The organism is Curtobacterium sp. MCBA15_016 (genome assembly GCF_001865105.1).
Classification (GTDB): Bacteria; Actinomycetota; Actinomycetes; order Actinomycetales; family Microbacteriaceae; genus Curtobacterium.
On record NZ_MJGR01000034.1, the window covers coordinates 120,250 to 132,628 of the forward strand.

9 protein-coding genes are annotated in these 12,379 nt (G+C 71.4%); 4 read left to right on the forward strand and 5 right to left on the reverse strand.

Annotated features, from left to right (window positions below; genetic code table 11):
- Positions 1-490: 490 nt before the first annotated feature.
- The 4 genes from BIV03_RS14370 to aroA all read right to left on the reverse strand — a co-directional run bounded on the left by BIV03_RS14370 (position 491) and on the right by aroA (position 5,077).
- Entirely contained in the window at positions 491-1,273 is a 783-nt protein-coding gene (locus BIV03_RS14370) for an inositol monophosphatase family protein (protein WP_083403456.1), read from the reverse strand.
- 20 nt (positions 1,274-1,293) lie between these two features.
- Positions 1,294-2,268: a hypothetical protein gene (locus BIV03_RS14375; RefSeq protein ID WP_139201993.1), complete on the reverse strand. Its 975-nt coding sequence runs from the start codon at positions 2,266-2,268 to the stop codon at positions 1,294-1,296.
- 396 nt (positions 2,269-2,664) lie between these two features.
- Positions 2,665-3,711 carry a ribosome small subunit-dependent GTPase A gene (rsgA, locus tag BIV03_RS14380; RefSeq protein ID WP_071296175.1) on the reverse strand — a complete coding sequence of 349 codons (1,047 nt, stop codon included), beginning with the start codon at positions 3,709-3,711 and terminating at the stop codon, positions 2,665-2,667.
- A 4-nt stretch (positions 3,712-3,715) separates the two neighbouring features.
- Positions 3,716-5,077, reverse strand: a complete 1,362-nt coding sequence (aroA, locus tag BIV03_RS14385; RefSeq protein WP_071296176.1) for a 3-phosphoshikimate 1-carboxyvinyltransferase — start codon at positions 5,075-5,077, stop codon at positions 3,716-3,718.
- Between the two features lie 126 nt (positions 5,078-5,203).
- Between aroA and BIV03_RS14390 the strand changes: the two genes are divergently transcribed.
- The 3 genes from BIV03_RS14390 (at position 5,204) to BIV03_RS14400 (ending at position 6,813) form a co-directional block, all read left to right on the forward strand.
- The gene (locus BIV03_RS14390) at positions 5,204-6,067 is read left to right on the forward strand and encodes a sigma-70 family RNA polymerase sigma factor (protein ID WP_071296341.1); all 864 of its coding nucleotides are present in this window, start codon (positions 5,204-5,206) and stop codon (positions 6,065-6,067) included.
- Positions 6,064-6,306 (forward strand): zf-HC2 domain-containing protein, encoded by a 243-nt coding sequence (locus tag BIV03_RS14395; protein WP_070416370.1) that lies wholly within the window; start codon positions 6,064-6,066, stop codon positions 6,304-6,306. Before BIV03_RS14390 ends, BIV03_RS14395 begins: the two co-directional genes overlap by 4 nt.
- Positions 6,307-6,372: 66 nt before the next feature.
- Positions 6,373-6,813, forward strand: coding sequence for a GNAT family N-acetyltransferase (locus tag BIV03_RS14400; protein WP_070416369.1), 441 nt, complete (start codon positions 6,373-6,375; stop codon positions 6,811-6,813).
- 19 nt (positions 6,814-6,832) lie between these two features.
- Here the strand turns inward: BIV03_RS14400 and BIV03_RS14405 are convergent, their stop codons facing one another.
- The gene (locus tag BIV03_RS14405) at positions 6,833-10,582 is read right to left on the reverse strand and encodes a multifunctional oxoglutarate decarboxylase/oxoglutarate dehydrogenase thiamine pyrophosphate-binding subunit/dihydrolipoyllysine-residue succinyltransferase subunit (protein ID WP_175475879.1); all 3,750 of its coding nucleotides are present in this window, start codon (positions 10,580-10,582) and stop codon (positions 6,833-6,835) included.
- Positions 10,583-10,794: 212 nt separating this feature from the next.
- Between BIV03_RS14405 and BIV03_RS14410 the strand changes: the two genes are divergently transcribed.
- Positions 10,795-12,234 (forward strand): GuaB1 family IMP dehydrogenase-related protein, encoded by a 1,440-nt coding sequence (locus BIV03_RS14410; protein WP_070416368.1) that lies wholly within the window; start codon positions 10,795-10,797, stop codon positions 12,232-12,234.
- The last annotated feature ends 145 nt before the right edge of the window (positions 12,235-12,379 follow it).

Here is a 12,379-nt window from a genome sequence, read left to right on the forward strand (position 1 = left end):
GAACGATGAAGTCATCGTCTGTATCACCCCTCGGGTTAGGGTCTTCGGACGAAGCACGACCGGTCTGGCATCCCGTTCGGAGCTAGGGACTCCGAAGCGGCACCTGACCTGTCGCCTGAAAGCAAGATAACTCAGGTTCTGGCTCGGATGGCCGGTCTCCGCAATCCGATGTCCACCCGCGGTGTCCCCAGTCCGGGGGGCCACGTGCCCCCCTCGGGGGGCGTTCCGGGATCGGCTGCGGCGATTCGTGGTACGAAACCGGGGTACAGGCGGTGTCCGCCGCAGGGCCGACCCGCGGGGTGGGTTGCCGGTCGAGTGTTCGTGCCGACTCGGAACGACAACGCCGATGTCGTACGACGTCGATGGTGTCGCTTCCGCGCGGCCGCAACGGTTGCGCGCGCGGGACTGCGACGAGGCCGCTGTCGTACGACGTCGACGATGTCGCACCGCGGCGCGTGCAACAGTTGCACGCGCCGGGCGTCCGGGGCCGTCAGCGGCGGATGACCTCGACCACGGCGTCGTGCACGAGTCCGTTCGTCGCGAGGGCGCTGCCGTGCCAGGGGCCGGGATCGCCGTCGAGCGAGGTGAACCGGCCACCGGCCTCCTCGACGATCGGCACGAGCGCCGCCATGTCCCACGGCTTGAGGTCGGGCTCGCCCGCGACGTCGAGGACGCCCTCGGCCACGAGCATGTACGACCACATGTCGCCGTAGGCCCGGGTGCGCCAGACCTGCCGGGAGAGCGTCACGAGGGCGTCCAGGCGGTCGTCGTCGTCCCACTGCTGGATGCTGTTGTAGCTCAGGCTGGCCTCGGCCAGGGAATCGACGCCGGAGACGTGCAGGGGACCGTCGAAGGAGTGCGCGCCGAGCCCCTCGGCCGCCCACCAGCGCTTGCCGAGGGCGGGTGCGCTCACGACGCCGAGAACCGGGCGCCCGTCCACCGCGAGCGCGATGAGGGTGGCCCAGACCGGGACGCCGCGGAGGTAGTTCGCGGTGCCGTCGATGGGGTCGACCACCCACTGGCGGTGGCCCTCGCTGACGGCCTCGGCGCCGGTGTCGGCGGTGGTCTCCTCGCCGAGGAAGGCGTCGTCGGGACGCTCGGCACCGAGCCGTTCGCGGAGCGCTCGTTCGACCGCCTGGTCGGCGTCGGTGACGTGCGTGCTGTCGGCCTTCTTCGACACGTGCAGGTCGGCGGCGCGGAACCGCTCGAGGCTGATCGCGTCGGCGGTGTCGGCGAGGGAGCGGGCGAAGTCCAGGTCGGCGCTGAGGTCCACGGTCGCCAGCGTAGCGGGGGCTACGCCGCCACGACCTCTTCCTCCTCGAGGGCGGTGACCTCGCGCTCGCGGGCGATGCGGGCCCGGTGGGCGACGAGACCGTGCACGACGACGCAGAGCAGCACGGCTGCGGCGAGCCACAGCGCCAGCACGAGCGACGACCGACCGAGCGAGGCGCCCGGGAAGTACTGCAGGTCCTGCGCTGCCTGCAGCCAGGCGGCGCCGCTCCAGAACGTGTTGAGGCCGGCGAAGAACCCCGGCTGGAACGCCGGCTGGAAGATGCCACCGGACGACGTGAAGTTGAGCATCACGAACAGCATCGTGAGGATCGGCGTCGTCCACCGGCCGAGCAGCGGGTGGAGGCCGACCCCGAGCGCGACGATGATCGCGTCGTACATCCAGGCGAACAGGAAGATCTCCCACCGGTTCGTCGTGATGATGCCGTACAGCGGACCGGCGATGAGGATGCCGATGCCCGCGACCACCCCGGCCGTCGCGAGGCCGGTGACGGCGGTCCAGAGCGGTCGCAGCCGGGTGGCGAAGGCGGCCACCGCGATCGCGGACGCGTAGCCACCGACGCTCAGGGCGACGAGCAGGAAGAACAGGCCCTGTCCGGTGGTGTCCTCGTCGCCGGAGGGCACGACGTCCTGCACCGTGAAGGGCAGGTGCGACCGGTAGGCGATCGGCATGAAGATCTTCTGGGCCGCGCTCGCTGTGGTCTCCGACGCCGCGGTCGAGACGTAGAGCGTCGCGCCGGTCGCGGTCGGAGCGTAGACGGCGGCGAGGTCGCGGTCACGGACCTGGCGCTCCGCCTCGGCGGTGGAGGACACGACGTGGGTGACGAGTGCGCCGTCCGACTCGTCCGTGACGGTCTGCGCGAACACCTGGGTCGCCGCACCCTGTCCGACGATGCCGACCGGGAGGTCGTGCGGCGTCGGGGCGTGGAAGGCGCCGAGGTAGGCGAGACCCATGCCGATCGCGAGGAAGAGGGGCACGAGGATGTGCGAGCCGAAGCTCAGCAGGGTGCGAACGAGGCCCTGCGGACGGGGCGTCGACGGGCCATTCGGCTGACGCGGGGCCCTGGAGGCCCGAGACGCGGCGTGCGAGTGGGTGTGGGCGGAGGTGGTGTGCACGTGCGACGTCGTTGTCGTCATGGGGGAGGACGGGGCGTCGACGGCGGGGGTCGGCGCAAAGTTGTACTTTGCAACTTCAGACACGAAGGGCAACTGTACAACGTCGGTGCACACCTGTCGACCCGGGTGCCGCCGCGCACGGTGCGGTGCCGGCGCCGGAGTGTGCGAGCCTCCGCACACCGTGGGAGGGCGCCGGCGTCCCACCGAGCGCGGAACCTCGCACACTGCGCGAGGCGCGAGGCGCGTCGGCGCCCCGCGCTACTCCGTGCCCGGGTCCTCGGCGCCCATGCCGGTCAGCAGCGCGCGGAACGAGTCGAGCCGCTCGACCCCGGTCGACCCGAGCTCGCCGGCCTGCACCCGGTCGACGATCTCCCAGTCGTGCGCCTGGGAGAGGGGGATCCCGTCCACCGGCTCGCGGACGGGCACGGCGTGCGAGGCGAAGGCACGGAACACGTTCGCCGGGTCGACGTGTCCGAGCCCGAACGACCGGACACCCGGGGTGTCGATGATCCACCCGCCGTCCCGCACCTGCAGCGCGATCGACGACGACGAGGTGTGCCGTCCCCGACCGGTCACCGAGTTGACGACCCCGGTGGCCCGGGAGGACCCGGTCAGCGCGTTCACGAGCGTCGACTTCCCGACGCCCGAGTGCCCGACGGTCACGGTCACCTTGTCGTCGAGGACCTCGTGCAGGGCGTCGAACGGCACGTCGTCGGAGCGGCTCGTCACGATGCGCAGGTCGAGGCAGGCGAAGTGCGCGAGGAACTCGGTGGGATCGGCGAGGTCGGTCTTCGTGATGCAGAGGATCGGGTCGAGGCCGGCGTCGAACGCCGCCACGAGGTACCGGTCGATCAGTCGGGTGCGCGGCTCGGGGTCGGCGGCGGCCACGACGATGAGCATCTGGTCGGCGTTCGCCACGATGACGCGCTCGACCTCGTCGGTGTCGTCGGCGCTCCGGCGCAGCAGCGTGGTGCGCTCGGCGACCTTCACGATGCGCGCGAGGGAGCCCGGTTCGCCGGAGACGTCGCCGGCGAGGTGGACCGTGTCGCCGGTGACGACGGACTTCTTCCCCAGCTCGCGGGCCTTCGTGGCCGTGATGACCCGGTCCCCGACGAGCACGCCGAAGCGCCCGCGGTCGACGTTCGTCACCCACCCCGTGGGGGCGTCCTCGTACGTCGGACGGACCTTCGTGCGGGGGCGGTTGCCCTTCGGGTTGGGTCGGACCCGGACGCTCGACTCGTCGTACTGCCCGTACGGCTCGTCCGCGTCGGAGTCGTCACCGTCGACGTCGTCCCACCAGCTCATCGCGTCAGACCCCCATGGCCCCGGTCGCGACCAGGGCCGCCCACAGCTCGGGGAACTGTGGCAGCGTCTTCGCGGTCGAGCCGATGTCGTCGACGGCGACGCCGTCGACGACGAGACCCACGACCGCGCCGGCCGTCGCCATCCGGTGGTCGTCGTACGCGGCCCAGTCGCCGCCGTGGAGCGCGGCAGGCTCGATGCGCAGGCCGTCGTCGAGTTCGTGCACCGCGCCTCCCGAACGGTTGACGTCCGACGCGAGCGCGGCGAGACGGTCCGTCTCGTGCCCACGCAGGTGGCCGATCCCGGTGATCTCGGACGGGCCGTCGGCCAGGGCCGCCAACGCGACCAGGGCAGGCGCGAGCTCGCCGCCGCGGCTGAGGTCGAGTTCGAGACCCGGGAGGGAGGCGCCACCCCGGACCCCGACGCCGCCGTCGAAGACGAGGTCGTCGCCGTCCCGCGTGACGGTCGCGCCCCACAGGGGGAGGAGCCGCTCGAGGTCGGCGCCCACCTGGGTCGTCGCGGTCGGCCAGGTGCGGATGCGGACGGTGCCGCCGGCGACGAGCGCCGCCACGGCGAACGGCGCGGCGTTCGACAGGTCGGGTTCGATGGTGACGTCGCGGGCGGCGATGGGTCCGGGGTGCACGACCCACTCGCCGACCGCGGGCTCGTCCACCCGGACACCGCGGGCACGGAGGGCGGCGACGGTCATCTCGATGTGCGGCATGCTCGGCAGGCGCTCGCCGACGTGCGTGAGGTGCAGGCCCTCGTCGAAGCGCGGGGCGGAGAGCAGGAGCCCGGAGACGAACTGCGACGAGGCGGAGGCGTCGATCGAGAGCGATCCGCCGCGGACCGAGCCGGTGCCGGTGAACGAGAACGGCATCGCGCCGCCGCCGTCGTCGGTGACGTCCACGCCGAGGTCGACGAGCGCCTGGATGATGGCGTGCATCGGCCGCTTGCGGGCGTACGGGTCGCCGTCGACCGTGACCGGCCCGACCGCGAGGGCGGCGAGGGGCGGCAGGAAGCGCATCACGGTGCCGGCGAGTCCGCAGTCCACCCGGACGTCGCCGTGCATCGGCGCCGGTGTGATCCGGAGGTCGGGGCCGTAGGGGTTCGGGGTCGCACCGGGCGCCGGCGGGACCTCGTCGATCCCGACGCCGAGCTGCCGGAGCGCCTCGACCATGAGCGCCGAGTCGCGCGAGTGCAGCGGCAGCCGGATGGTCGACGGACCGTCGGCGAGGGCGGCGAGGACGAGTTCGCGGTTGGTGAGCGACTTCGACCCGGGCAGCGACACGTCGCCGTGCAGCGGACCCCGCGCGAGCGGGGCGATCCAGGGCTCGGTCCGGGACTGGGAATGCGTCGTGACTGCCATCGGTTCACAAGGGTACTGAACGCACCGGGAGGATCAGTGGCGACAGCGACACTCGCACGACCGCGGACGACTCTGCCCGCCGTGCCGACGACGCTCGGGAGCACCGTCGGCCTAGACTCGACGGCGATGACGACCGACGAACCGCACGCAGCACCGCACGACCTGGTCGAGGAGACCGAGGCGCAGCTCGACGCGGTGTCCGAAGAAGCAGCACTGCGCGAGGACGAGGCCGGCGACCGCGAGGACGAGGCCAGCGACCGCGAGGACGAGGCCAGCGACCGCGAGGACGAGGCCAGCGACGACCAGGCCACCGCGGTCGACGTCGTCGACGCGAAGACCGTCTCCGAGGCCGAGCTCCGCTCCCTCTTCGAGGACCAGGCGCTGCCCTTCATGGACCAGCTCTACGGCGCCGCGATGCGGATGACCCGCAACCCGGCCGACGCGTCCGACCTCGTGCAGGAGACCTTCGTCAAGGCCTTCGCCGCGTTCCGCCAGTTCAAGCAGGGCACGAACCTCAAGGCCTGGCTGTACCGCATCCTCACGAACACGTTCATCAACACGTACCGCAAGAACCAGCGCAACCCGTACCAGGGCACGATCGACGAGCTCGAGGACTGGCAGCTCGGCGGCGCGGAGAGCGTGACGCAGTCGATCTCGGCGCGCTCCGCCGAGGCCGACGCCATCGACCACCTGCCGTCCTCCGCCGTGAAGGACGCGCTGCAGGCCATCCCGGAGGACTTCCGGATGGCCGTCTACTTCGCCGATGTCGAGGGGTTCTCCTACCAGGAGATCGCCGACATCATGAAGACCCCCGTGGGGACGGTCATGAGCCGCCTCCACCGTGGCCGCCGGCTCCTCCGCGGGCTCCTGGCCGACCACGCACGTGAGACCGGCATCGTCCCGGACGCAGCGTCGACGGCGACGATGCGCGGACGAGGCCGGAAGGTTGCCGCGGCGTCGAGCCGCGTCGAAGGGAAGGAAGCGCGATGAGCGGCTGCGACTGCTCGAAGGCGAAGGCCGAGCTCGAGGAGTTCCTGCACGGGGAGCTCTGCCGCGAGGACGCGGCGGACATCCGTGAGCACATGGACGACTGCGAGGACTGCACGACCGAGCACCGCGTCGGCGTCGTCCTCATCGAGACGGTCCGTCGTGCGTGCAAGGAGACGGCACCCGAGGAACTCCGTACCGAGATCCTCGCCCGCATCCGCCTGGAGCAGGCCACCCACTGAACGTCCCGGCGGGAACGTCCTGGCAGCCGTCGTCACACGCACGGCGCTGTCGGTAGTGTCGCGGGCATGACCCTCTCCGTCGAGTCGATCACCACCTGGTCCGACACGGACGTCGCCGACGTCGCCGCCCTCGTCCGACTGCTCGGCCACGAGGTCGACGACGCCGCCATGCGCGCCCGCCTCGAACGGCTCACGCCCGAGGCCGGACACCGCACCTGGGTGGTGCGGGACGACGACGGTCGTGCGATCGCGGTCGCCGGCGCGCAGGTCACGTGGGCGTACGCGAGCGACGAGCCGACGGCGCAGCTGCTGCTGATGGTGGTCGACGAGTCGGCCAGGAGGCTCGGCACCGGTTCGGCGCTCATCGGCACGTTCGAAGCATGGGCGGTCGAGCAGGGCGCACGTCGCCTCAGCGCCGTCAGTGCGGCGGCCACGGACAGCGCGCACCGGTTCTACCAGAAGCGCGGGTACCACGACGCCGGGGTGCGCTACACGAAGATCGCGTAGCGCACCCCGGCGTCGGGCGTCAGCCCAGCGCTCGCGTGATGACGTCGGTCGCTTCCTGTGCGGAGCGCTTCGAAGACCCCGTGGCCGGTGCGGCACTCGCCGGACGGGCGGCGACCGACAGCGGCCGACCGTCGAGGTGCGGCGACAGGTTCATGCACACGAACGGCCAGGCGCCCTGGTTCTCCGGCTCTTCCTGCGCCCACACGACGTCGGCGCCCGGGTAACCCGCGAGCACCTGGAGGATCTGCTCGAGGGGGAGCGGGGCGAGCTGCTCGAGCCGGACGAGGGCGACGTCGGTGGCACCGCGCTTGTCGAGCTCGGCACGCAGGTCGTGGTGCACCTTGCCGGAGTGCAGGACCACCCGGCGCACCGCCGACTTGTCGGTCACGCGGTCGTCGTCGAGGACCTCCGAGAAGGTGCCGCTCGTGAACGCGTCCACCGGGCTCGTCGCCTGGCGGAGGCGCAGCATCGCCTTCGGGGAGAACACGATGAGCGGCTTCTGCGGCCGCTCCCACGCCTGGCGTCGCAGCAGGTGGAAGTAGGACGCCGGGGTCGACGGCCGGGCCACCACCATGTTGTCCTCGGCGCAGAGCTGCAGGTACCGCTCGATGCGCGCCGACGAGTGGTCCGGTCCCTGGCCCTCGTAGCCGTGGGGGAGCAGGAGCACGAGGCCCGAGCGCTGTCCCCACTTCTGCTCGGCGGAGGAGATGAACTCGTCGATGACGGTCTGGGCGCCGTTCGCGAAGTCGCCGAACTGCGCCTCCCACAGGACGAGGGCCTCGGGTCGCTCGACCGAGTACCCGTACTCGAACGCCATCGCCGCGTACTCGCTGAGCAGCGAGTCGTAGATGTACAGGCGGGCCTGGTCCTCGGTGAGGTTCGCGAGGGGCAGCCACTCCTGGCCGTTCACACGGTCGTGGAAGACGGCCTGGCGCTGCACGAAGGTGCCACGGCGGGCGTCCTGCCCGGCGAGCCGGACCGGCTTGCCCTCGACGAGGATCGACCCGATGGCCATGAGCTCCGCCATCGCCCAGTCGACGCCGCCGTTGCGGGTCATGTCGGTGCGCTTGGACAGGAGCTGCTGGAGCTTCGGGTGCACCTGGAAGCCCGCGGGCGGGTTGCTGTGCGCGTCGCCGATGGCCCGGACGAGTTCCTCGGACACAGCGGTCTCGTGCACCTCGACCTCGGAGTCGTCGCGCTGCGCTGCCGGTCGCTCGAGACCCTGCACGGCGCCGTCGTCGTCGACCGTGATGACCGGGATCGTGCCGGTCTGCGCCTCGTGCGTCTCGGCGAAGGCGCGTTCCAGGCGGTCCTGGAAGTCGCGGTGCGCCTCGTCGTACTCCTCTTGCGTGATGTCGCCGCGGCCGACGAGGGCCTCGGTGTAGAGGGTGCGGACGGAGCGCTTCGCCTCGATGAGGTTGTACATGAGCGGCTGCGTCATCGACGGGTCGTCGCCCTCGTTGTGTCCGCGGCGGCGGTAGCAGATGAGGTCGATGACGACGTCGCGGTGGAACTCCTCGCGGTAGGCGAAGGCGAGCTCGGCGACGCGGGCGACGGCCTCGGGGTCGTCCCCGTTCACGTGGAAGATCGGCGCCTGGATCGTCTTCGCGACGTCGGTGGAGTACACCGAGCTGCGGGCCGACTCCGGCGGGGTGGTGAACCCGACCTGGTTGTTGATCACGAGGTGCACGGTGCCGCCGGTGCGGTAGCCGCGCAGCTGCGACATCTGCAGGGTCTCGACCACGACGCCCTGACCGGCCATCGCGGCGTCTCCGTGGACCAACACGGGCAGGACGCCGAACGTGCCGGGGGCCTGCCGGTCCTGCTTCGCGCGGACGATGCCCTCGAGCACGCCGTCGACGGCCTCGAGGTGGGACGGGTTCGCGGCGATCGTCACCGGGATGGCGGTGCCGTCGCTGGCGCGGAACACACCCTCGGTGCCGACGTGGTACTTCACGTCACCTGAACCCTGGCCCGAGACGGCGCCGGGGAGCGACGACCCCTCGAACTCGCGGAAGATCTGGCCGTAGGTCTTGCCGGCGATGTTCGTCAGCACGTTGAGCCGGCCGCGGTGGGCCATGCCGATCGCGACTTCTTCGAGGCCGGCGGTCGCCGCGCGCTGGATGAGCGAGTCGAGGAACGCGATCGTGGACTCGCCGCCCTCGAGCGAGAAGCGCTTCTGGCCGACGTACTTCGTCTGCAGGAAGGTCTCGAACGCCTCGGCCTCGTTGAGCTTGCCGAGGACCCGGAGCTGGTCGTCCTTCGACGGCTTCGAGTACGGGACCTCGATGTGGGCCTGCACCCAGCGACGCTGTTCCGGGTCCTGGATGTGCATGTACTCGATGCCGACCGTGCGGCAGTAGGCGTCGCGGAGGATCCCGAGCACGTCGCGCAGCGGGGCGTTCGTCGTGCCGGCGAGCCCACCGGTGACGAACTCGCGGTCGAGGTCCCAGAAGGTCAGCCCGTGGCTCTCGATCTCGAGGTCGGGGTGGGTGCGCTGCCGGTACTCGAGCGGGTCGATGTCCGCCATGAGGTGCCCGCGGACACGGAAGCTGTTGATGAGCTCCTGCACACGCGCCGTCTTGTTCACCCGGTGCGCGAGGTCGACGTTGATGTCGTTCGCCCACTGGATCGGCTTGTACGGGATCCGGAGCGCCGCGAAGATGCCCTCGTAGAAGCCGTGCTCGCCGATGAGCCGCTCGTGCACCTTCTTGAGGTACTCGCCCGACCCCGCACCCTGGATGACACGGTGGTCGTAGGTGCTCGTCAGCGTGATGGTCTTGCCGATGCCGAGTTCGACGAGGGTCTTCGCCGCCGAGCCCTGGAACTGCGCCGGGTACTCGAGGGCACCGGCGCCGATGATGGCACCCTGCCCCTTCGTCAGGCGCGGCACCGAGTGGACCGTGCCGATGCCGCCCGGGTTCGTCAGCGAGATCGTCGTGCCCTGGAAGTCGGCCGGCGTGAGCTTGTTGTCGCGTGCACGCTTGACGAGGTCCTCGTAGGCGGAGAGGAACTGCCCGAACGTGAGGGTCTCGGCGCGCTTGATGCTCGGGACGAGCAGGGAGCGGGAGCCGTCCTTCTTCGGGACGTCGATCGCGATGCCGAGGTTGACGTGCGCGGGAGCGACCACGAAGGGCTTGCCGTCGCGCTCCTCGTAGAAGACGTTCTGACTCGGGAAGTCCTTGAGTGCCTGCACCATCGCCCACCCGATGAGGTGCGTGAACGAGATCTTGCCGCCGCGGGCCCGACGCAGGTGGTTGTTCACGACGATGCGGTTGTCGATCATCAGCTTCGCCGGGATCGTCCGCACGCTCGTCGCGGTCGGGACCGTGAGCGAGGCGTCCATGTTCGAGGCGAGCGTCTTCGCCATGCCCCGGAGCGGGGTCGCCACGTCCTCGTGGGTCTCCTCGTGGTCGTCGGCCTCGTCGTTGGCCTCGGCCGGGATCGGCTGCGGCGTGGGCTGGCGCGACGTGGTCTTCGCCTGGATCGGCCCGGACTTCGCCTCGCCGGGTGCGTCACCGGTCGCGGGCTGCTGGGTCGTGGACTGCTGCTGCTCGGAGGCGGCCGGAGCAGCGGGGGCGGAGGGGGACGGAGCCGGTGCGGACGCGTCGCCACCCTGGGTGCGGTGGTAGCTCTCGAGGACCGGCCACCAGGACTTGTCGACGGACTCCTTGTCGGCGACGAACTGCTCGTAGAGCTCGTCGACGAGCCACTCGTTCGCCCCGAATTCGCCCGCGGTCTCGTCCGTTCCGGTCAGATGGCTCGACACAGCCGATCGCCCACTCTCCGTCGATAGATGCTCGTGTGTGTCGTGCGTGGCAACCCTGCCTCGCACAGGTCCCAAGCCTAGCCGCTCGCAGATGACCGTTCGGTGTCAGGCGGAGGCGGGTCGCGCCTCCCGACCGGGTGTCGCGCGTGTCGCACCGGAGGCGTGCCGAGCCGCCCAGACCGGCCACCCTGGGGAGCCGTACAGTGGGGCCCATGAGGTTCTACGAGACGCGGCCGACACACGACCTGACCTACTCCGACGTCTTCCTCGTCCCCAGCCGGTCGGCGGTGACGAGCCGGTTCGACGTGGACCTCTCGGCGAACGACGGGTCCGGTGCGACCATCCCGATCGTCAGCGCCAACATGAACTCGGTCACCGGGCCGCGCCTCGCCGCCACGCTCGCCCGACGCGGCGGCCTGGGCGTGCTGCCGCAGGACATGCACCTGCAGGACCTCGACGCCGCGATCCGCTGGGTCAAGGACCAGCCGGTCGACTTCGACACCGCCTACGACATGGGCGCGCACACCACGGTCGCCGAGGCCCTCGAGCAGCTCCTGCCCGTCGCCGGACGGGGCGTGGTCGTCCGCGACGCCGCCGGCGAGTACCTCGGCTGCGTCCCCGCCGGGCGCCTCGGCGACGCGGGTCCCGACGCCACGCTCGGCGACCTGCTGCACGGCGCCTCCACCGCGATCGACGCCGAGGACGCCGGCACGCCCCGGCACGTGTACGACGTGCTGACCGCGGCCGAGGTCGACTTCGCGCCGGTCATGCGGCACGGCAAGGTCGTCGGCACGGTCAGCCAGACCAGTGCGATCCGCTCGGACATCTACCGGCCCGCCGTCGACGCGTCCGGACGCCTGCGGGTCGCTGCCGCGATCGGCATCAACGGCGACGTCGCCGCGAAGGCGCAGGCGCTCGCGGCCGCCGGCGTCGACGTGCTCGTCCTCGACACCGCGCACGGCCACCAGGAGGGCATGCTCCGCGCCCTCCGCACCGTCGCCGCCCTCGGCCTCGACATCCCGCTGGTCGCAGGCAACGTCGTCACCGCCGACGCGGTCGCCCACCTCGTCGAGGCCGGTGCGACCATCATCAAGGTCGGCGTCGGACCCGGCGCCATGTGCACCACGCGCATGATGACCGCCGTCGGTCGCCCGCAGTTCTCCGCCGTGCTCGAGACCGCCGCCGCGGCCCGGTCGCTCGGCGCGCACGTGTGGGCCGACGGCGGCGTCCGGTACCCGCGCGACGTGGCGCTCGCCCTCGCCGCCGGTGCGTCCGCCGTGATGATCGGCTCGTGGTTCGCGGGCACGCTCGAGGCGCCCGGAGTCCTCCGGCGCGACGCCGCGGGCAAGGCGTACAAGGAGAGCTGGGGCATGGCCAGTGCCAAGGCCGTCCGGGAGCGCTTCGAGCGCCTCGACCCCTACGAGCGGGCCCGCAAGGCGCTCTTCGCCGAGGGGATCTCGTCGTCGACGATCTACCTCGACCCGGAGCGGCCGAGCGTCGAGGACCTGCTCGACATGATCACCACCGGTGTCCGCAGCTCGGCGACGTACGCGGGGGCGTCGTCCCTCGCGGAGTTCTCCGAGCGGGCGCTCGTCGGCATCCAGTCGGCCGCCGGCTACGAGGAGGGCAAGCCGCTCCCCGTCAGCTGGTAGCGCAGCGCCCGCCCCGCCGCGGCGTCGCGCCGCGCGCGGGGGCGGCGAGACTCGGCGCCGCGGACAGTTTCGTGGCACACAGGCCGCGAAACTGTCCGCCCAGCCGAGTCTCGGGTGGCGACCACGGGCGGACGGGAGGCGCGGT

Coding starts and splice junctions, on each gene's coding strand:
- rsgA (WP_071296175.1), bottom strand. CDS start 3,711: ATGAGCTGGTGGGACGACGTCGACGGTGACGACTCCGACGCGGACGAG.
- aroA (WP_071296176.1), bottom strand. CDS start 5,077: ATGGCAGTCACGACGCATTCCCAGTCCCGGACCGAGCCCTGGATCGCC.
- BIV03_RS14390 (WP_071296341.1), top strand. CDS start 5,204: ATGACGACCGACGAACCGCACGCAGCACCGCACGACCTGGTCGAGGAG.
- BIV03_RS14395 (WP_070416370.1), top strand. CDS start 6,064: ATGAGCGGCTGCGACTGCTCGAAGGCGAAGGCCGAGCTCGAGGAGTTC.
- BIV03_RS14400 (WP_070416369.1), top strand. CDS start 6,373: ATGACCCTCTCCGTCGAGTCGATCACCACCTGGTCCGACACGGACGTC.
- BIV03_RS14410 (WP_070416368.1), top strand. CDS start 10,795: ATGAGGTTCTACGAGACGCGGCCGACACACGACCTGACCTACTCCGAC.